Raw genomic sequence first — 19,088 nt, forward strand, 5'->3', positions numbered from 1 at the left:
GGCCGTTTTTTGCCCATTTTTTGCGCATCGCAGCATCGATAATGTTTGCATCGCGTGCGCGCCTGGCTTATAAATGTAATCGATTACATTTACTTGCAAAGCGCCATGCCAGCAGCCCTTCCTTCTCCTTTGCCGACAGAAACCGTCTCCATCAGCGCCGTCGCCGCGCATGCGGGCGTGTCGGTGGCCACCGTCTCGCGCGTGATGAACGAGCAGGCGGGAGTGCGGGCGCCCACGCGCGACAAAGTGCTGGCGTCCGTCGCGGCGCTCGGCTACCGCATGAACCACCTGGCGCGCAGCCTGCGCACGGCCGAGAGCCGCATGCTGCTCACCATGGTGCCCGACGTGGGCAACCCGTTCTATGCGCAGATCGTGCGCGGCATCGATACGGTGGCGCGCGAACACGGCTACTTTGTGCTGCTGTGCGACACGGGCGCCGACGCGGGCCGCGAGCGTTCGTATTTCGACCTGCTGCGCATGCACCGCGCCGACGGCGCCATCTGCCTGGACCCGGATACGGTGCAGCATGCGCTGTCGCATGAGTCCGTCACCCTGCCGTGGGTGGCGTGCTGCGAATTCGACCCGGCCGTGGCCGTGCCCTATGTCGGCATCGACAACCACCGGGCCGCCTCCGACGCCGTCGCGCATCTGTTGTCGCGCGGCCATACACGCATCGGCCTGATCAATTCGGATGAGCGCTATCTGTACGCGCGGCAACGCCAGCAAGGCTACCTGGACACCCTGGCGGCGGCCGGCCTGCCCGTGCGGCCGCAGTGGGTGCACACGGTGCAAAGCCTCGATTACGAAGCGGGCACGGCCGCCACTTTGCGCATGATGGCGCAGCCCGACGCGCCGACGGCCATCTTTGCCGTCTCCGACACTCTGGCCATTGGCGTGCTGAGCGCGCTGCGCCAGCTGAACAAACGCGTGCCCGAAGACGTGGCCGTCATCGGCTTCGACGATATCGCCATCGCCGCGCAGATCGACCCCGGCTTGACCACGATTGCCCAGCCGATGCGCGAGCTGGGCGAGACGGCGGCCCGCTTGCTGCTGCAACGCTTGGCGGACCCGGCCGCGCAAGTGCCGGGTGTGCTGCTGCAACACCAATTAATTCTGCGAGGGAGTGCATAGTGAGCGTTGCCGTCGGTTTTGAGGGGGTCTGCAAGGATTTCGGCCCCGTGCGCGTCTTGCATGGCGTCAGTTTCAGCCTGTCGCCGGGGCGCGTGTATGGCTTGCTCGGTGAAAACGGCGCCGGCAAGTCGACCCTGATGAAAATCCTTGCCGGCTACGAGGCTGTGAGCGAAGGCCAGCTGCTGATCGATGGCCAGCCCCGGCGCTTCGCCAGTTCGCGCGCGGCGGAGAGCGCCGGCATCGTGCTGATCCACCAGGAATTCAACCTGGCCGAGCACCTGACGGTGGCGCAAAACATGTTCCTCGGCCACGAAAAGACGCGCGGCTGGCTGCTCGACGAGGCCGCCATGCGCGAAGAAGCGTCGCGCTATCTGAAGCAGGTGGGCCTGGACGTGTCGCCCGACACGAAAATCCGCGACCTGATCGTCGCTGAAAAACAGCTGGTGGAAATCGCCAAGGCCCTGTCGCGCCGCGCCCGCTTCCTGATCATGGACGAGCCGACCGCCACCCTGACGTCGTCGGAAACCCAGCGTTTGTTCGCCGTGATGGCGCAGCTGAAAGCGGACGGTGTCACCATCCTCTACATTTCCCACAAGCTCGATGAAGTCGAACGCAACACGGACGAGGTCATCGTCATGCGCGACGGGCGTTTCGTCACGCGCGAGCCGACGGCCAGCCTCACGCGCCAGCAGATGGCGAACCTGATGGTGGGACGCGAATTGTCGGACATGTTCCCGGTCAAGGTGGCGCTGGCGCCGGATGCGCCCGTGCTGTTGAAAGTCGACGGTTTGTGCGTGCCCGGCTGGGCCAAGGACCTGTCGTTCGAGGTGCGCGCCGGTGAAGTGCTGGGCTTTGCGGGCCTGGTGGGCGCGGGGCGCACGGAATCGTTCGAGGCCTTGCTGGGCTTGCGTCCGCGCAGCGCGGGCACGATCGAACTCAATGGCCAGCCGGTGGACATCCGTACCCCCAAGCAAGCCATGCAGCGCGGCATGACCTATCTGAGCGAAGACCGCAAGGGCAAGGGCTTGCACGTGAACCTGGGCTTGCGCGAAAACCTCACGATGATGACGCTGGAGCGCTATGCGCGGCCGTGGCTCGATGTGGCCGGGGAAAAGGCGGCATTGGCCAAGGCCGTCGAGGATTTCAACATCCGCACGGGCGACCTGGACAGCCGCGCGCGCATGCTGTCCGGCGGCAACCAGCAAAAGCTGGCGCTGGCGAAATACCTGCATTCCGACCCCCGCGTCGTCGTGCTCGATGAACCGAGCCGTGGCGTGGACGTGGGCGCCAAGCGCGACATTTACTTTTTGATCCACCGCCTGGCCGCCGAAGGGCGCGCCGTGATCGTGATTTCATCCGAACTGATCGAATTGATTGGCCTGTGCCACCGGGTCGCCGTGATGCGCGCCGGCACCTTGCAAGCCACCCTGTCCGCTGACCACCTGACTGAAGAGGAGTTGATTGCCCATGCAACCGGCACGCACTGACACCACCGTATCCCCGCTTGCCAGCTTCGGCGCGCGCATCAAGGGCTTTGGCCCCGTGCTGGGCCTGTTATCTCTGTGCATCGCGGGCACCTTGCTCAACGGCGACTTCGCCACCGTGGACAACCTGATGAACGTGCTCACGCGCACGGCCTTCATCGGCATCATCGCCGTCGGCATGACCTTCGTCATTATTTCCGGCGGCATCGACCTGTCCGTTGGCTCCATGGCGGCCCTGATCGCCGGCTGCATGATCTATTTCATGAATGCGCTGGCGCAAGGCGCGGGCGGCGACCTGGCGCCGATCACCATGCTGGTGCTGGGCATTGCCATGGCCCTGGTCCTGGGCGCCGGCTTCGGCCTGATGCATGGCTTGTTGATCAGCAAGGGCAATATCGAACCGTTCATCGTCACCCTGGGCACCTTGGGCATCTTCCGCGCCGTGCTCACGTACCTGGCCGATGGCGGCGCGCTGACCCTGGACGCGACCCTGTCCGAGCTGTACAGCCCCGTCTACTACACGAGCGTGCTGGGCGCGCCGATACCGATCTGGATCTTTTTATTCGTTGCCGCGGCCGGCGCCATCATCCTCAACCGCACGACCTTTGGCCGCCATGTGCAGGCGATTGGTTCCAACGAGCAAGTGGCGCGCTATGCGGCCATCCATGTCGACAGAGTCAAGATTGCCACCTACATGCTGCTGGGCGTCTGCGTGGGCATCGCCACGGTGCTGTACGTGCCGCGGCTGGGTTCGGCCACGCCGACGACGGGCTTGCTGTGGGAACTCGAAGCGATCGCCGCCGTCGTCGTCGGCGGCACCGCGCTGAAAGGGGGAGAAGGGCGCATCGTCGGCACCGTGATCGGCGCCATCCTCTTGTCCGTGATCAGCAACATCCTGAATTTGACCAGCATCATCAGTGTCTACCTGAATGCCGCAGTGCAAGGCGTGGTGATCATCGCCGTCGCCTTCCTGCAGCGAGGCCGCAAATAAAAACATGGCGGTGTTCTGAAAGGGCAGCCAACGGGCGCCCACAACCTTGGAGGAGAGCAGCATGAAGAGCTTTATACGGGTAGCAGGGATGGCAGTGCTGGTGATGCAGGCGTTGGCGCTGCCGAGTGCGCAGGCCGCTGAAAAGCTGGTGGTCGGCGTCGCCATCCCCACGGCCACGCACAGCTTTACGTCGGGCATCGTCTGGTGGGCGAACCAGGCCAAGGCGGAACTGGAAAAGGCCCATCCGGGGCTGAAAATCATCGTCAAGACGGCCGCCACGGCGCCCGAGCAGGCGAACCAGTTGCAGGATATGTTGACGGTGAACAAGATCAACACCCTGGTAATCTTCCCCATCGAATCGGCCTCGCTGACGCAGCCCGTCGCGCAAGTGAAAAACAAGGGCGTCTACGTCACCGTGGTCGACCGTGGCTTGACGAACACGCAGTCGCAGGATGCCTACATCGCCGGCGACAACACGGCGTTCGGCAAGCTGCCGGCCGAATACCTGGCGAAAAGCTTGAATGGCAAGGGCAATATCGTCGTGCTGCGCGGCATGCCGACCACCCTCGACAACGAGCGCTATGACGCGTTTTCCGCCGTGATGAAGGGCCATCCCGACATCAAGGTGCTCGACGCCAAGTACGGCAACTGGAACCGCGACGATGCCTTCAAGGTCATGCAGGATTATCTGACGCGCTTCAAGCAGATCGACGCCGTCTGGGCCGCGGACGACGACATGGCCATCGGCGTGCAAAAAGCCATCGCGCAAGCCAAGCGCACGGACATCAAGCAAGTGTTCGGCGGCGCGGGCGCGAAGGGCGCGGTGAAAAAAATCATGGACGGCTCCGACCCGCTGATCGTGGCCGACGTGTCGTATTCGCCGAAGTTCATGTACGACGCCATCAAGCTGACGACGGAAGCGCGTCTGAAAGGTGATAAATTGCCGGCCAATACGATCATCCCCTCGGTGCTGATCACGCGCGAGAACGCCAAGCAGTTTTACTTTCCGAACTCGCCTTTTTAAATTCTGGGGTCAGACCCCCTCGCCCGCCAGCAATGACCTTTGCGTTAGCGGCATTGAGGGTCTGACCCCGGCTTTCTCCAACAGGACATTGACATGAAAACCATCCAGGGCCCGGCCATTTTCCTGGCCCAGTTTCTCGGCGACGAGCCGCCGTTCGACTCGCTCGAGCACCTGGCGCAATGGGCGGCCGGCCTCGGTTACAAGGGCTTGCAGCTGCCCACGGCACCGCGCCTGTTCGACCTGGAGCAGGCGGCGGCCAGCCAGCAGTACTGCGACGACGTGGTCGCCTTGCTGGCGCGCCACGGCTTGCAGGTGACGGAACTGTCGACGCATTTGCAGGGCCAGCTGATCGCCGTGCATCCGGCCTACGACGCCCTGTTCGACGGCTTTGCGCCAGAACAAGTACGCGGTAATCCTGCCGCGCGCACGGCCTGGGCCACGCAGCAACTGCTGTGGGCTGCCACCGCCTCGCAGCGCCTGGGGCTGACGGCGCACGTGACGTTTTCCGGCGCGCTGGCCTGGCCGTATCTGTATCCGTGGCCGCAGCGCCCGGCCGGCCTGGTGGAAACGGCGTTCGCGGAACTGGCCAAGCGTTGGCTGCCCATCCTCGATGCGTTTGACGCGGCCGGCGTGGACGTCTGCTATGAACTGCATCCGGGCGAGGATTTACATGACGGCGTGACCTTCGAGCGTTTCCTGGCCGCCGTCCACGACCACCGGCGCGCGGCTATCTTGTACGACCCCAGTCACTTCGTGCTGCAGCAGCTCGATTACCTGGCATTCATCGACATTTATCATGCGCGCATCAAGGCCTTCCATGTAAAAGATGCGGAATTCCGGCCGAACGGACGCCAGGGCGTGTATGGCGGCTATGGCGACTGGCAAGACCGGGCCGGGCGCTTCCGCTCGCTGGGCGACGGGCAGATCGATTTCAAGGCGATTTTCTCGAAGATGGCGCAGTACGATTTCCCGGGCTGGGCCGTGCTGGAATGGGAATGCTGCCTGAAACATCCCGAGGATGGCGCGGCCGAAGGGGCGCGTTTCATCCGCGAGCACATCATCCACGTGGCCGAGCACGCATTCGACGATTTCGCCGGCAGCGCCGTGGATCAACATCAGATCAACCATTTGCTTGGCCTAGGCCCGGCCAGGGACTAGGAGACTGACATGCAGCGACGCTTACGGCTGGGCATGGTAGGGGGCGGGCAGGGCGCATTCATCGGCGCCGTGCACCGCATCGCGGCGCGCATCGACGACCAGTACGAACTGGTGGCCGGCGCCCTGTCGTCCGATCCGGACCGCGCGCGCGACAGCGGCGCGGCGCTGCATCTTTCTCCGGATCGCTGCTACAGCGATTACCGCGCCATGGCGCAGGCGGAGGCCGCCAGGGCGGACGGTATCGAAGCCGTGGCGATCGTCACGCCCAACCATTTGCATGCACCGGTCGCCACGGCGTTCATGGAAGCGGGCATTCACGTGATTTGCGACAAGCCGCTGGGCATCTCTCTGGCGGAGGGCCAGGCGCTGGCCGCGCTGGCAGAGCGGAAAAATCTGCTGTTTGCGCTCACGCATACCTACAGCGGCTACCCGATGCTGCGCCATGCGAAAGCGATGGTCGAGGCGGGCGATATCGGCGAACTGCGCCTCGTGCAAGTCGAGTATTCGCAGGATTGGCTGGCCGATGCGATTGCGGCGGGCGGCATGAACGAGGGCAACTGGCATAACGACCCGCAGAAAGCCGGACCCGGCGGCACCCTGCTCGATGTGGGGCTGCACGCCTACCACCTGGCGCAATTCGTCAGCGGATTGACGCCGCAGGCCGTGCTGGCGGAACTGTCGACGTTTGTACCGAACCGCACGCTGGACGACCACGTGCAGGTGATGCTGCGCTATGCCAACGGGGCCAAGGGTACGTTGTGGGCCAGCCAGGTGGCGACCGGTTGCGAAAACACGGTGCGTCTGCGCCTGTTCGGCAGCAAGGCGCAGCTGGACTTCGACCAGGAACAGCCGAACGCGTTATGGTTCACGCCGCAGGGCGGCAACCGCCAGCTGCTGCGTCCGGGGCGGGTCGACAGCGCCGCCGCGCGCCACGCCACGCGCGTGCCGGCCGGCCATCCGGAGGGGTATCTGGAAGCGTTCGCCCAACTGTATCTGGATGCGGCCCTGGCCATCCGCGCCCTGCAAGCGGGCTTGTCCGTGCCCAGGGAAGCCAGCTGGCTGCCGACGGTGGCCGATGGCGTGGCGGGTCTGGCCTTTGCCGAGGCCGTGCTGCGCAGCCATGCGGCGGGCGCCAGCTGGACCGCGCTGGCGGACTGTTAAACTGGGCGCATGAGCGCGCCCTTTACCATCACCACCTTTACCATCACCATCGTCCCGCAAGGCTGGCAATTCCCGGCAGAGGCCGGCACCACCGTGCTGGCTGCCGCCGAGCTGGCCGGCATCCGCCTGCTCAGTTCCTGCCGCAACGGTACGTGCCGCACGTGCCTCTGCCATATGCCCGAAGGCAAGGTACGCTATACGGTGGACTGGCCCGGCATCAGCCCCGATGAACGGCTCGACGGTTATATCCTGCCCTGCGTGGCCGTGGCGGAAAGCGATCTCACGGTGCAGGCGCGGGCCGTGCGCACGGGCAATTAATTCACGACGGCTTGTCGCCCTTGAGGCGCTGCAGCAGCGCATCCACGCTGTCGCTCACGGGCAAGCCGTGGCGGCGCAGCAGCTGCACGTGCAAGACGAGGTTTTCCAGCACCAGCTTGGCCGCCACGGCCAGCAGGGCCAGGTTGCGGTCTTCCGGGCTGAAACTTTCCATGGCGTCGGCCATCTCGCACAGGTGGTTGGCGATCAGTCCGCGCAATTCCTGCTCGTTGAAGGGCAGGTCGGCAAAATCGATGGGATCGGCCACCTCCACTTCCTGCATCAGCACCGCTAGTTCTTCCGGGGTAATCGTCATGCCTGGCCTCCTTGTGTGCTTGCCGCTATTTTAATTGTATTGGCCGCAAAGCGGACTAGAATGAGTCGAGGCCGACGACGTCGAAGGGCAGCATGGCGCATCTGCATTTTACGCAACAACTGGCACGCTTTCTGGACGTCCCCACGGTGGACGTCGATGCACCACGCCTGCGCGCCGCCCTCGATGCCGCGTTTGTGCAGCAGCCGCGCCTGCGCGGTTATGTGCTCGACGAGCAGGGCGCGTTGCGCCCGAACGTGGCGATCTTCATCGACGGCGTGCGCTGCCGCGAGCGGTGCGTGCTCGACGACGTCTTGCTGCCCGACAGCCAGGTCTATATCTTGCAAGCACTTTCCGGAGGTTAAGTATGGCTCAACGCGCGTATCTCGGCACCCGCAAGGGGCTGTTCCAGTTCGATGTCGATGCGGCCGGCGCCTGGCAGCTGGCGCTGGTGCAGTTTGCCGGCGATCCTGTCTCCATGCTGCTGCACGATGGCCGCGACGGTGCTGTGTACGCTGCCCTGAACCTGGGCCACTTCGGCGCCAAGCTGCACCGCCTCGACGCGGGCGCCAGCGCGTGGCAGGAAGTCGCCGTGCCCGCCTATCCCGCCAAGCCGGAGGACAGCACCGATACCGTGGACTGGACCTTGCGGCAAATCTGGTCGCTGGCGGCCGGCGGCCCGGACCAGCCCGGCGTGCTGTGGGCGGGCACCCTGCCTGGCGGCCTGTTCCGCTCAAGCGACCGCGGCGAGAGCTGGCAGCTGGTGGAGTCGTTGTGGAACGTGCCGCAGCGGGCGCAGTGGTTTGGCGGCGGCTATGACGTGCCCGGCATCCACAGCATCTGCGTCGACCCGCGCGACAGCAACAAAGTACTGGTTGGCGTGTCCTGCGGCGGCGTGTGGCAAACGCTCGATGGCGGCGCCAGCTGGGCCCTGAGCGCGACGGGCATGCGCGCCGACTACATGCCGCCCGAGCTCGATGAAAACGAAGCCGTGCAGGACCCGCACCGCATCGTGCGCAGCGCCGGTACGCCGGACGCGCTGTGGTGCCAGCACCATAACGGCATCTGGCGTTCGGACGATGCTGGCTGGCACTGGCAGGAAGTGACGACGGCGCCGCTGTCGCATTTCGGCTTTGCCGTGGCCGTGCATCCGCGCGATGGCGGCACGGCCTGGTTCGTGCCGGCGCAGGCGGACGTGCTGCGCATTCCCATCGATGGCGCGCTGGCCGTCACGCGCACGCGCGATGGCGGAAAAACTTTCGAAGTGTTGCGCGCGGGCTTGCCGCAGCGGCATTGCTACGACCTCATCTATCGCCACGGGCTGGCGCTGGCCGACGACGGGCGCAGTTTATTGATGGCGTCGACGACGGGCGGCGCCTGGTATTCCGGCGATGAGGGCGAACACTGGCAGACGCTGTCTGCCCACTTGCCGCCCGTTTATGCCGTCTGTTTCGCCACGCCGTAATAGCACAGGAAGATATCGACGGCCAGTTCCGTCACTTCGCGCCGGCGTGCCGGGCCCAGCAGGGGCTCACCCATGGTGATCTGCGGCCAGAAGGCAAAGGTTTTTAACGGCGACATCAGCAGGTGCGCCACTTCCAGGGTCTCGCCCGCCTTGATGCGCCCGTCTTGCTGCGCCGCGCGGATCCAGATATTCAGGCCCGTTTCCTTCTCATTCAGGCGCGCCACCATGGCTTGCGCGCGCTCGGGCGAGTGGACGGTTTCGCCAAAGATCACGCGCGCCAGGTCAATGAAGGCCGGATCGCACAGCAATTCCATTTTCTGCTCGACCAGGGCCAGCACCTGCGGGCGCAGCGGCTGGTCGGCAACATAGGGCACGGCGGGCTGGGCCACGCTGCTTTCCCACATGCGCCGCAGGATTTCCGCGAACAACTCGTCTTTGCTGGGGAAATGGTTGTACACGGTGCGCTTGGAAACGGCGGCCGTGGCAGCGATCCTGTCCATGCTGGTCGCATCAAAACCGTGGTCGCGGAACTCGGCGATGGCGGCATCGACGATGGCGACGCGCTTGCGGTCGGTGAGGCGTTGCGGTGCGGCCATGGCTGAAAATCTCCTTTGAAAACAATATTTTACACCTCCTGGTTTACTTTGCCATAAATAGGAACTACACTGTGTAGTGTAATTTAATCCTTGTTAATTCCTTGCCGGGCCACATATGCACTTGCACCGAGCCGCACGTCGTCTCTTCTTTCTGGGAGTCCTGATCATCATGAGTTCTTGCACCTTGCGCGCCGCGCCTGCCGCGCCCGCTGAATCCCCACAACGCCACGAAGGCAAGTTCCGCAATCCCGTGGAAATGTACAAGCTGGGCACGGCAGCGACGCTCAAGCTGCTGTGGACGTTTGTCTTTGATAAACCGGATAGCACGGTGCCGGCCGCGGCCGTTCCCGTGCAAACCTTGACCCGGGCGCAGCTGCTGGCCGCGCCCGACAACAGCCTGTTTCGCCTCGGCCATTCGACCCTGCTGCTGAAACTGAATAATGAATTCTTCCTCACCGACCCCGTGTTTTCCGAGCGCGCTTCGCCGGTGCAGTGGGCAGGACCGAAACGTTTCCACCAGCCTCCCATCAGCATCGCCGACTTGCCGCCGATCAAGGCCATCATCCTGTCGCATAACCATTACGACCACCTCGACTATGCCGCCGTGCTGCAACTGGCGGCCAAGACCGAACATTTTGTTGCGCCGCTGGGCGTGGGCGATACCCTCGTCGAATGGGGCGTACCGAAGGACAAGGTGCAGCAGTTCGACTGGTGGCAAGGCACGACGATTGCCGGGGTGAAACTCGTCGCCACGCCATCACAGCATTTCTCGGGGCGCGGCCTGTTTGACAGCAATCAAACCCTGTGGGCCTCGTGGGTCATCGACGCTCCGGACGTGCGCGTGTTTTTCAGCGGCGACTCCGGCTATTTCGGTGGTTTCAAGCAGATCGGCGACAAGTACGGCCCGTTCGACGTGACCATGATCGAGACGGGCGCCTACGACAAGCTGTGGCCGGACGTGCACATGCAGCCGGAACAGACCTTGCAAGCGCACCAGGACTTGCGCGGCAAGTGGCTCATGCCCGTGCACAACGGCACGTTTGACCTGGGGCTGCACGCCTGGCATGAACCGTTCGACCGCATCACGGGGTTGGCGGCCAAGCTGGGCGTGAACCTGGCCACGCCGCAGATGGGCGAAGCGGTCGAGCTGGCGCAGCCGAAAAAAGGCGAAAAGTGGTGGCTGGCGATGCTGGAGGAGGAGATGGGCCAGTAATTTACGCCGTCACGTCGATCAGGCGGCCGAGGGGCTGGCCATAGCCGTTCAGCTGGGGCGTGCTTTTCGGTGCGGCCGGGGCCGCTTGTTGCGGCACGGCCACCTTGATCGCCTGGTCCAGCTGCGGCGTCTTGATGGCGGCCGGGGCATCGGCCTGCGCTTGCTGGCTGCTGCGTTGGGTCTGGCTCAGCGATTCCTGTTCCCGCGCCAGCAACTGGCGGCTTTGCGCCAGCTGTTCGCTGTCGCGCTGCACCTGGTTCTGGCCTTGTTCGACCCTGCGCTGCGCCGTGACCAGCGAGGCTTGCAAGTTGTTGACGGACGTTAGCGATACCACATTGTTCACCTTTGAAAGTATGCCCAAGCGTGTACAGAAAAGAGGGGAGTCCAGGAAGATGTGCTGCACCAAGCGCAACATGCCTGGCAGTAACCTTTACCTGAATCAAGAGTAGGACAAATTCTCGCACAGTTCCAGTAAATATGTTTTCTTGATAATGCTATCGCGCGGGCCCTGTGTTGCCGAAGCGGCATGCCAAAGGTGAGCAAGTGATTGTTGAAGTGAGTACATGCTGTCGCCTCCGAGCATTGTTTCTCTGCCATCGGCGATGCCGTGCCGTAGAGGGGCACAAGTGATCACATTTAAAACGTTGCTTTTTAGATAGTCAATGTATTGTTGTTTTTATACCATGTCTGCGCCCGCTAATGCGCGGCCTGTTTGGCGCTCTGGGCTATAATGGACGGTCAGAGTTGGTTTCTTTTGCCATACAGACAGGTAGTTAACATGAATCTCAAGAGCCTCGCAATTGCCCTCGGCATGTCAAAAACGACAGTCAGCAGGGCGTTGAACGGCTATCCGGAAGTCAATTCCCGCACCCGTGAAATCGTCCTGGCCGCCGCCAAGAAAGTCGGCTACCGGCCCAACCCGCTTGCGCGCAGCCTGGCCGTCGGCCGCACGAATGTGCTCGGCATGATCTACCCGCTGCTGCCCAGCGACCTGGGCGACAGCGTCTTTCTTTCCGTGGTCAATGGCATGTCCGACGCCGTCGAAGCGTCGAAGATGAGTTTGATCATCGCCCCCGTGTCGCCGCAGAACGAACAGCCCTCGTATGAAAACATGGTGCGCGGGCGCCAGGTTGATGGCCTGGTGGTGGGCCGCACCAAGGTGGTCGACGAACGCATCGCCTACCTGACGAAAGTCGGCTTTCCCTTTGTCGCGAATGGCCGCACGCGCATCGACGCGCCGTACGCCTATTTTGACTACGACAACGACACGGGCATCGACCTGGCCGTGTCTTTCCTGGCGGCGCACGGTCATCAGCGCATCGCCTTGCTGAGCGCGCCGCTGGATCTGCATTTTGCGTATGAGCGCAAGGAAAGCTTTATCCGCTGCATGGCGCAAGCGGGCTTGCCGGTCGATCCCGCCTGTCTGCTCGACAATACTTTTGATCGCCGCAGCGGCTACCAGGCCATGCAGCAATTGCTGGCCTGCTCGCCGCGTCCCACGGCCGTCATCGTCGACAACCACTTGTCCGGCGTGGGCGTGGTGCGCGCGCTGATGGATGCGGGCATCGAGATCGGCAGGGAAATCTCCGTCATCGTCTGGGGCAATGTGGAAGACACCTTGATCGGCATCAACGTCACCACCATCGACCAGCCCGACCTGCGCCGCGCCGGCGCGAAGATGGTCGAAATGCTGGAATCGCTGCTGGCCGGCACGCCGCCGGAGCGGCTGCAGGAAATCTGGCAACCGGTGCTGTTGCCGGGGGCGACTGTGGGGCGCTGCACGGAATAAAAATTGGATAATTCGTCTGAAGGAGAGCTGGCATAGATAAGAATCCCACCGTTCTGAGCATAGCATCAGAGAAAGAAAAGCTTCTTACGCTCTACGACAATGGCGAAATGACGGGCCGTGAACTTGCGCAAGAGTTAGACAAATTGTTCCAACAAGAGAGAGGTGCTTGTAAAGAAATTTATAGGCAGCAAATTGAGTCGAACCGCAAGCAAGGTCTAGGTAAGCGCAAGGTTGCAGTTGTTTTACTCGTGACGTTTATATTCGGGTTTTTCGTTAGCCCGTTTCTGTATCCAAAATTCTTTGGCTATAAAAGTGCAGAGGAATGTTTGCTTGACCACACTAACAATTATGGTATGAGCGCATGCTACGACTTGTACCCTAGTATAAAACCGTAGTTTTGATATTTTTGGTGCCAGCACAAACCTTCGGGACTAATGAATTTTTGTTGGACAGCTTATGCTAGGCCACGATCAACACGACCCAATGTTTTGCCATGTGATTGTAAATGGCTGATTTATATGGTTATTTTGCGTATGTCGTTTTTCTGGTGTGATAAAGCGAGTGAAATAAATGGCAGAATCAGGATAGTGAATTAAACGCTGCCAGGCAAGCTGCCTGACAGCGTTGTATTACTGAATTACCTTGAAATATTATGCCGCGTGCTTGCTTCCATCAGCCAGCACGGCCAGCAACCTCGCCTTGTCCTGGCGATACGTGGCGACTGCCGCTTCCTTGACGTGGCCGAAGCCGCGGATTTTCTCGGGCAGGGAGGCCAGTTCCACGCAGGTACCAAGGTTCTCCGCCGTCAGGTTGACCAGCAGGCCGGCCAGCAGTTCGCGGTATTCGACGATCAGCGCGCGTTCCATCTTGCGCTCGGCCGTGTAACCGAAGAGGTCGAAAGTGCCGCCGCGCAAGCCCTTGGCTTTGGCCAGCAGCTTGAAAGCGCGCCACATCCAGGAACCGAACTCCGCTTTCACCAGATGCCCTTTCGCATCTTTTTTCGCGAACAGCGGCGGCGCCAGGTTGAATTTGACGGAAAAATTTCCTTCGAACTGCTGTTGCAATTGCTCCACGAAACGGCCATCCGTGTACAGGCGCGCCACTTCGTATTCATCCTTGTAGGCCAGCAATTTGAAATAGCTTTTCGCCACGGCGGTCGACAATTTCTGTCCCAGTCCCAGGGTATTTTCGCGGTCGCGCACCTGCTTCACCAAGGTCGCATAACCATTCGCATACGCGGCGTTCTGGTAGGCCGTGAGGAATTCCACGCGCTTCTTGATGACGCTGTCGAGGCTTTGCGGCATCTGCACGATGATCGCTTGCGACGGCGTGGCGATTTGCGTTACACGGCGCACGTCGACGGCGGCACGGCGGCCCCACAGGAAACTTTTCTTGTTCGATTCGATGCCCACGCCATTGAGTTCAATGGCGCGCAGCAAGGCCGCTTCCGTCAGCGGGATGCGGCCCTTTTGCCAGGCGTAGCCGAGCATGAACAGGTTGGCGGCGATCGAGTCGCCCATCAGCGCGGTGGCCAGTTTTGTCGCGTCGATGAAGTCGGCCGCGTCGGCGCCACCGACGGATTCTTCGATCAGCTGGCGCACTTCCGCCGTCGGATATTGCCAGTCCGCATTTTGCGCAAACGTGCCCGGCGGCTGCTCATGCAGGTTGACGACGGCCAGGCTGCGGCCCGGACGCATTTTCGATACGGCATCCTGCGCGCCGGCCGTCAGCATGTCGCAGCCCAGGATCAGGTCCGCTTCGCCCGTGGCGATGCGCTGGGCGCGGATGTGCGCGGGGGATTTTGCAATTTTCACGTGCGAGGTGACGGAACCGTTCTTTTGCGACATGCCCGTCATGTCCAGCACGGACGCGCCCTTGCCTTCCAGGTGCGCCGCCATACCCATCAGGGCGCCGACGGTGATGACACCCGTGCCGCCGATGCCATTGATCAGGATGTTGTACGGCGCGTCGCAACCGGGCAGGACGGGTTCCGGCAGGGGGCCGAAGTTGTCCGTCTCGCCCGCTTTGCCCGCGCCCGTCTTGGTCTTCTTCAGGCTGCCGCCCTCGACAGTGACGAAGCTGGGGCAGAAACCCTTGGCGCACGAGTAATCCTTGTTGCACGAGGATTGGTCGATGGTGCGCTTGCGGCCAAATTCCGTCTCTTTCGGCAAGATCGACACGCAGTTCGACTGCACGCCGCAGTCGCCGCAGCCTTCGCAGACGGCGTCGTTGATGACCATGCGCTTGGGCAAATCGGGATACTCGCCTTTCTTGCGGCGCCGGCGTTTCTCGGCCGCGCAGGTCTGGTCGTAGATCAGCACGGATACGCCTTGGACTTCACGCAATTCGCGCTGCACGGCATCCATGTCCTTGCGGTCGTGCAAGGTCAGGTGGGCGGGCAGGTTGCTGCGGTCGCTGTAGCGGCTCAGGTCTTCCGTGACCAGCGCGATGCGGGCGATGCCTTCGGCCGCCACCTGCTGCGCCATCATCGGTACGGTAATCAAGCCGTCCACGGGCTGGCCGCCCGTCATGGCGACGGCGTCGTTGTAGAGAATCTTGTAGGTGATGTTGACCTTGGCCGCCTGCGCGGCGCGGATGGCCAGGTAGCCGGAGTGAAAGTAGGTGCCGTCGCCGAGGTTCTGGAACACGTGCGGCAATTCCGAGAACGCGGCCTGGCCGATCCACGGCGCGCCTTCGCCGCCCATGTGCGTGGTCAGCTTGTTCATTTCCGGGTAGATCGAGGTGGCCATCACGTGGCAGCCGATGCCGGCCAGGGCCAGGCTGCCGTCCGGCACCTTGGTCGAGGTATTGTGCGGGCAACCGGAGCAGTAGAACGCGGGGCGGAACGGCGTGTTTACGGCTTTCTTTAATACCGCATCCTTGGCGTCGAGGAAGCTCAACCGCGCCTTGATCAGGTCGCAGGTGACGGGGTCGGAAATCAGGCGCGCGATGCGGCTGGCGATGACACGCGCCACTTGCGAGACGGAAAAATCCGCCTTCGAGGTCAGCAGCCATTCGCCGCGCGGCGCCACCCATTCGCCTTTTTCGTCGAACTTGCCGATCACGCGAGGGCGCACGTCGTCGCGCCAGTTGTACAGCTGCTCTTTTAATTGGTATTCGACGATCTGCCGTTTTTCTTCGACGACGAGAATTTCATCGAGGCCTTGCGCGAATTCGCGCACGCTGTCCGGTTCCAGCGGCCACGGCATGGCGACTTTGAACAGCCGCATGCCCACGTCGGCCGCCATCTGTTCGTCAATGCCCAGCTCTTCCAGCGCTTCCAGTACGTCCAGGTAGGATTTGCCGGAAGCGATGATGCCCAGCTTGGCGTTCGGGCTGTCGATGGTGGTGTGGTTGAGCTTGTTTTCGCGCGCGTAAGCGAGGGCCGCATAGATCTTGTAATCCTGCATCAGCGCTTCCTGGTTGCGCGCCTGCTGGCCCAGCGGGATGCTCGACAAGCGTGCGTTCAGGCCGCCCTCGGGCATGTGGAAATCCTGTGGAATTTTCACTTCCACGCGGAAAGGATCGGCGTCGATGGAAGCCGACGATTCGACCGTGTCGGCCAGCGCCTTGAAAGCCACCGTGCAGCCGGAAAAGCGCGACATGGCCCAGCCGTGGATGCCGAGGTCCAGGTATTCCTGCACATTGCATGGATACAGGACGGGGATCATCGAGGCGGAAAACAGGTGGTCGGACTGGTGCGGCAGGGTCGACGAATAGGCGCCATGGTCGTCGCCGGCCACCAGCAGCACGCCGCCCAGTTTCGCCGTTCCCGCATGGTTCATGTGCTTGAAGACATCGCCGCAGCGGTCCACGCCCGGGCCCTTGCCGTACCACATGGCGAACACGCCGTCGTACTTGGCCGGCCCGATCAGGTCGACCTGCTGCGAGCCCCAGACGGCTGTCGCGGCCAGGTCTTCGTTGACGCCGGGCACGAACTGCACGTGGTGCGCTTCCAGCTGTTTCTTGGCTTTCCACAGGTTCTCGTCGAGGCCGCCCAGGGGCGAACCGCGGTAGCCGGAGATGAAACCGGCCGTGTTCAGGCCGGCAGCCTGGTCGCGCAGGCGCTGCATCATGGGCAGGCGCACGAGGGCCTGGATGCCGGACAGGAAGATGGCGCCGGAAGTGGCCGTGTATTTGTCGTCGAGGCTGACGGTGGTCAAACGGGAAGGTTCAAGAGGTGTAGATGGCGCGGCACCGGCGTTTCTAGCGAACGCTGCGGAGCCGTTTTCCGTGGTCACGGACATGGCTGTCTCCAAAAGGGTGTTTCAGATATCGGCTGTACCAGGGACGCGCCCGGTAAGGCGCGCGCTGTGCAGACGGGATGGCCGCGTGTGGGCGGCACATAACTAGTTTAAATTTAAAATAGTTAATGTGGTCAGTGTAGAACGAGCGTGAGGAAGGGGCAAATACGCTTTGACGATGGGGGTATAAGAAAAAATGATGGCCAGCCTTGCGCCGCAAGACGGCCGTGTCTGCCGTGCACGCTTAGGGCTGCGTCCATTGCAGCTTGCGCGCGCGCAAGGGATAGGCGACGGGCGTCAACTCGGGCAGCAGGGCATTGAGCGAGTCTTGCGTCAGTTCCAGGGCTTTTGGGGGCTAAGCTCATTGACGCTGAGACTACTCATGAAACCTGTATCAAAGCTCAGGTATACGGGAGGACCATTTTCCTTGATATTGACGGTCGTGCGCTTTTTGTAGAAGGCGAGCTCGTATGTGCCCGGTGCCAGCTCCAGCGCCACATGTGTCCTGGAATTATGATAGTAGAGGTTTTTTTTCGCGCTGCCCTGCAGATGGCTGGTCTCGATAGTGTAGAAGGTGCTGCCATCTTCGAATTTCTCGCTATCTACCGTTTCTTGCGGCATGCGGTTAAAGAGGATCAGATTGGCTTTTCTGTTGAGTACCGTGCCCGCTTGCCCAGGCACATTTGACGGCTCCAGGGCGGTCGTGCGGCGCATGCCTTGTTCCTCTGCTTCGTGCTGGGCTTTGTGCCCCATGATCCCATTCAGCGCAATAGAGACGTTAAGTGGCCCCATGGATCTGGCCTCTTTTGCATCGTAATGAAGGTCCTTCATGGTGGCACGCGTCGTCTCTCTGGAATGCCAGATGGTTTTACCCGCCACTCGGTCATATACCACCGCTTCAATGAGCATGATGAGGGAGGAATGGCAGCCATAGCTATTACATTTTCCTGGCGTGGTATCGGCATATTTCCAGTCGATCAACGCCACGTAGCGCCGCCCCGTCGTGCTGGCAGGCAGTCCCTGGCAAGGGAAATTCGGATTGAGGGCGGGCGGCTTGGGCGCCCTGCATTAGCAGCAGCAGGGCGGCGCTTGCCGCCAGACGGCGCAAGGAAGTGGTAAGCAAGAACATGATGACGATGGTGAAATGAATAAGACCATCATTTTATTTCTTTTGAGAAATTATTATTGGGAAAATAATTCACGCTACAGCACGTGCGCCCCCACCCAGCGCCCGCTGCCGCACAGCTCGGCGGCCACTTGCAGCACGAGGTTTTTCACGGCGTTGCCGGCATTCGTCAGGGGAATGTTTTTTGAGGCGCACAGGGCCACCGTGCGCGACAGGACGGGGCTGTGGATGGCGTAGCTGCGCATGGCGCCGCTGTCGAGCTCGGCCAGCAGGGGCGCGGCGGGCAGGATGGTGGCGCCCATGCCGGCCAGGATGGCCGATTTCAGGATGGCGATCGAGTTGATCTCGATCACGTTCGCCGTCTCGAGGCCCAGTTCGCGGGCGCGGCTGTCGATGCGCGGGCGCACGCCATGCTGCAGGCCCGGCAGGATCAGAGTGGCGCTCAATGCCTGCGGGAACGACAGCGCCGAGCCCGGGGGCGCGAACGGCGAATCGCTGCGGCAGATGAAACGCATCTCTTCCTCCACCAGGGGGCAGCAGGCAAACGGGGTCAGCTGGCCATCGTCGAACAGCACGGCCAGGTTGATGCGGCCCGATTTGAGCTGTTCATTGAGGTTGCCCGTGATTTCTTCCGTCAGCTGCAGGGTGATTTCGGGATAGCGTTCGCGCGCGGCCAGCAGCAGGGGCAGGGCCAGCGCGCCCGATATGCTGTGCGGCAAGCCCAGGGTGACGTTGCCGGATGGCCGCGTGGCGCTTTGCGTGACGGCCGAGCGGGCGTCGGCCACCTGTTTCAGGATCGCTTGTGCATGTTCGTAAAACACCTTGCCCGCGTCCGTGCTGAGCACGCCCTGGGCCGAGCGGTGCAGCAGCTGCACGCCCAATTCCTCTTCCAGCTGGCGCAGCTGCTGCGTCAGGGCCGGCTGCGCCACGTGCAGGATCAGGGCCGCGCGCGACAGCGAGCCGTGGTCGACGATGGCAACAAAGTAGCGTAATTGGCGCAGTTCCATGGGTCCCAAAAGCGGTGCGGTGGTCGGAAAAGCAGCATATTGCGCCGCGGCGCCGAACGCGGCCAGCAGAA

17 protein-coding genes are annotated in these 19,088 nt (G+C 62.3%); 11 read left to right on the forward strand and 6 right to left on the reverse strand.

Annotation, left to right across the window (positions count from 1 at the left end):
- Nucleotides 1-105: 105 nt before the first annotated feature.
- From IGS55_RS11670 to IGS55_RS11700, 7 genes are all read left to right on the forward strand, one after another.
- On the forward strand, nucleotides 106-1,131 hold the full coding sequence (locus IGS55_RS11670; RefSeq protein ID WP_230518095.1) for a LacI family DNA-binding transcriptional regulator: 1,026 nt from the start codon (nucleotides 106-108) through the stop codon (nucleotides 1,129-1,131).
- Complete coding sequence (locus IGS55_RS11675) at nucleotides 1,131-2,618, forward strand: sugar ABC transporter ATP-binding protein (RefSeq protein ID WP_230518096.1); 1,488 nt, start codon at nucleotides 1,131-1,133, stop codon at nucleotides 2,616-2,618. Before IGS55_RS11670 ends, IGS55_RS11675 begins: the two co-directional genes overlap by 1 nt.
- Nucleotides 2,599-3,606, forward strand: coding sequence for an ABC transporter permease (locus tag IGS55_RS11680; protein WP_230518097.1), 1,008 nt, complete (start codon nucleotides 2,599-2,601; stop codon nucleotides 3,604-3,606). Before IGS55_RS11675 ends, IGS55_RS11680 begins: the two co-directional genes overlap by 20 nt.
- Before the next feature lie 88 nt (nucleotides 3,607-3,694).
- Entirely contained in the window at nucleotides 3,695-4,630 is a 936-nt protein-coding gene (locus IGS55_RS11685; protein ID WP_442908160.1) for a substrate-binding domain-containing protein, read from the forward strand.
- Nucleotides 4,631-4,723: 93 nt separating this feature from the next.
- Complete coding sequence (locus IGS55_RS11690; RefSeq protein ID WP_230518099.1) at nucleotides 4,724-5,788, forward strand: sugar phosphate isomerase/epimerase family protein; 1,065 nt, start codon at nucleotides 4,724-4,726, stop codon at nucleotides 5,786-5,788.
- Nucleotides 5,789-5,797: 9 nt separating this feature from the next.
- Nucleotides 5,798-6,949, forward strand: a complete 1,152-nt coding sequence (locus IGS55_RS11695; RefSeq protein WP_230518100.1) for a Gfo/Idh/MocA family protein — start codon at nucleotides 5,798-5,800, stop codon at nucleotides 6,947-6,949.
- A 9-nt stretch (nucleotides 6,950-6,958) separates the two neighbouring features.
- Nucleotides 6,959-7,267 carry a 2Fe-2S iron-sulfur cluster-binding protein gene (locus IGS55_RS11700; RefSeq protein ID WP_230518101.1) on the forward strand — a complete coding sequence of 103 codons (309 nt, stop codon included), beginning with the start codon at nucleotides 6,959-6,961 and terminating at the stop codon, nucleotides 7,265-7,267.
- Between the two features lies 1 nt (nucleotide 7,268).
- On the opposite strand, the gene IGS55_RS11705 is transcribed toward IGS55_RS11700, so the two are convergent.
- Nucleotides 7,269-7,580, reverse strand: a complete 312-nt coding sequence (locus IGS55_RS11705) for a hypothetical protein (RefSeq protein WP_230518102.1) — start codon at nucleotides 7,578-7,580, stop codon at nucleotides 7,269-7,271.
- A gap of 92 nt (nucleotides 7,581-7,672) precedes the next feature.
- On the opposite strand from IGS55_RS11705, the gene IGS55_RS11710 reads away from it, so the two are divergent.
- Together IGS55_RS11710 and IGS55_RS11715 are read left to right on the forward strand one after the other, a co-directional pair.
- Nucleotides 7,673-7,942: a MoaD/ThiS family protein gene (locus IGS55_RS11710; RefSeq protein WP_230518103.1), complete on the forward strand. Its 270-nt coding sequence runs from the start codon at nucleotides 7,673-7,675 to the stop codon at nucleotides 7,940-7,942.
- A 2-nt stretch (nucleotides 7,943-7,944) separates the two neighbouring features.
- Nucleotides 7,945-9,042 carry a WD40/YVTN/BNR-like repeat-containing protein gene (locus tag IGS55_RS11715; protein ID WP_230518104.1) on the forward strand — a complete coding sequence of 366 codons (1,098 nt, stop codon included), beginning with the start codon at nucleotides 7,945-7,947 and terminating at the stop codon, nucleotides 9,040-9,042.
- Here the strand turns inward: IGS55_RS11715 and IGS55_RS11720 are convergent.
- Nucleotides 9,015-9,638: a TetR/AcrR family transcriptional regulator gene (locus IGS55_RS11720; RefSeq protein ID WP_230518105.1), complete on the reverse strand. Its 624-nt coding sequence runs from the start codon at nucleotides 9,636-9,638 to the stop codon at nucleotides 9,015-9,017. The two genes, IGS55_RS11715 and IGS55_RS11720, sit on opposite strands and share 28 nt — an antisense overlap.
- 169 nt (nucleotides 9,639-9,807) lie before the next feature.
- On the opposite strand from IGS55_RS11720, the gene IGS55_RS11725 reads away from it, so the two are divergent.
- The gene (locus IGS55_RS11725) at nucleotides 9,808-10,851 is read left to right on the forward strand and encodes an MBL fold metallo-hydrolase (protein WP_230518106.1); all 1,044 of its coding nucleotides are present in this window, start codon (nucleotides 9,808-9,810) and stop codon (nucleotides 10,849-10,851) included.
- Nucleotide 10,852: 1 nt separating this feature from the next.
- Here the strand turns inward: IGS55_RS11725 and IGS55_RS11730 are convergent, their stop codons facing one another.
- On the reverse strand, nucleotides 10,853-11,185 hold the full coding sequence (locus IGS55_RS11730; RefSeq protein ID WP_230518107.1) for a hypothetical protein: 333 nt from the start codon (nucleotides 11,183-11,185) through the stop codon (nucleotides 10,853-10,855).
- Nucleotides 11,186-11,629: 444 nt separating this feature from the next.
- Between IGS55_RS11730 and IGS55_RS11735 the strand changes: the two genes are divergently transcribed.
- A complete protein-coding gene (locus IGS55_RS11735; RefSeq protein WP_230518108.1) occupies nucleotides 11,630-12,640 on the forward strand; it encodes a substrate-binding domain-containing protein in 1,011 nt (336 codons plus the stop codon).
- A 650-nt stretch (nucleotides 12,641-13,290) separates the two neighbouring features.
- Here IGS55_RS11735 and IGS55_RS11740 read toward each other — a convergent pair.
- The 3 genes from IGS55_RS11740 to IGS55_RS11750 all read right to left on the reverse strand — a co-directional run bounded on the left by IGS55_RS11740 (nucleotide 13,291) and on the right by IGS55_RS11750 (nucleotide 19,017).
- Nucleotides 13,291-16,887 (reverse strand): indolepyruvate ferredoxin oxidoreductase family protein, encoded by a 3,597-nt coding sequence (locus IGS55_RS11740; RefSeq protein ID WP_230518109.1) that lies wholly within the window; start codon nucleotides 16,885-16,887, stop codon nucleotides 13,291-13,293.
- 330 nt (nucleotides 16,888-17,217) lie between these two features.
- Nucleotides 17,218-17,871 carry a hypothetical protein gene (locus IGS55_RS11745; RefSeq protein ID WP_230518110.1) on the reverse strand — a complete coding sequence of 218 codons (654 nt, stop codon included), beginning with the start codon at nucleotides 17,869-17,871 and terminating at the stop codon, nucleotides 17,218-17,220.
- A 216-nt stretch (nucleotides 17,872-18,087) separates the two neighbouring features.
- Nucleotides 18,088-19,017, reverse strand: a complete 930-nt coding sequence (locus IGS55_RS11750; RefSeq protein WP_230518111.1) for a LysR substrate-binding domain-containing protein — start codon at nucleotides 19,015-19,017, stop codon at nucleotides 18,088-18,090.
- Nucleotides 19,018-19,088 lie beyond the last annotated feature (71 nt).

Origin of the sequence: Janthinobacterium sp. EB271-G4-3-2 (genome assembly GCF_020858035.1) — a bacterium.
In the GTDB taxonomy this organism is placed as follows: Bacteria; Pseudomonadota; Gammaproteobacteria; order Burkholderiales; family Burkholderiaceae_D; genus Janthinobacterium; species Janthinobacterium aestuarii.

Excerpts from the sequence above, each read along its gene's own strand:
- IGS55_RS11680 (WP_230518097.1), top strand. The coding sequence starts at position 2,599 with ATGCAACCGGCACGCACTGACACCACCGTATCCCCGCTTGCCAGCTTC.
- IGS55_RS11740 (WP_230518109.1), bottom strand. The coding sequence starts at position 16,887 with ATGTCCGTGACCACGGAAAACGGCTCCGCAGCGTTCGCTAGAAACGCC.
- IGS55_RS11735 (WP_230518108.1), top strand. The coding sequence starts at position 11,630 with ATGAATCTCAAGAGCCTCGCAATTGCCCTCGGCATGTCAAAAACGACA.
- IGS55_RS11715 (WP_230518104.1), top strand. The coding sequence starts at position 7,945 with ATGGCTCAACGCGCGTATCTCGGCACCCGCAAGGGGCTGTTCCAGTTC.
- IGS55_RS11725 (WP_230518106.1), top strand. The coding sequence starts at position 9,808 with ATGAGTTCTTGCACCTTGCGCGCCGCGCCTGCCGCGCCCGCTGAATCC.
- IGS55_RS11750 (WP_230518111.1), bottom strand. The coding sequence starts at position 19,017 with ATGGAACTGCGCCAATTACGCTACTTTGTTGCCATCGTCGACCACGGC.
- IGS55_RS11710 (WP_230518103.1), top strand. The coding sequence starts at position 7,673 with ATGGCGCATCTGCATTTTACGCAACAACTGGCACGCTTTCTGGACGTC.
- IGS55_RS11700 (WP_230518101.1), top strand. The coding sequence starts at position 6,959 with ATGAGCGCGCCCTTTACCATCACCACCTTTACCATCACCATCGTCCCG.
- IGS55_RS11670 (WP_230518095.1), top strand. The coding sequence starts at position 106 with ATGCCAGCAGCCCTTCCTTCTCCTTTGCCGACAGAAACCGTCTCCATC.
- IGS55_RS11705 (WP_230518102.1), bottom strand. The coding sequence starts at position 7,580 with ATGACGATTACCCCGGAAGAACTAGCGGTGCTGATGCAGGAAGTGGAG.
- IGS55_RS11690 (WP_230518099.1), top strand. The coding sequence starts at position 4,724 with ATGAAAACCATCCAGGGCCCGGCCATTTTCCTGGCCCAGTTTCTCGGC.
- IGS55_RS11695 (WP_230518100.1), top strand. The coding sequence starts at position 5,798 with ATGCAGCGACGCTTACGGCTGGGCATGGTAGGGGGCGGGCAGGGCGCA.
- IGS55_RS11685 (WP_442908160.1), top strand. The coding sequence starts at position 3,695 with ATGGCAGTGCTGGTGATGCAGGCGTTGGCGCTGCCGAGTGCGCAGGCC.
- IGS55_RS11720 (WP_230518105.1), bottom strand. The coding sequence starts at position 9,638 with ATGGCCGCACCGCAACGCCTCACCGACCGCAAGCGCGTCGCCATCGTC.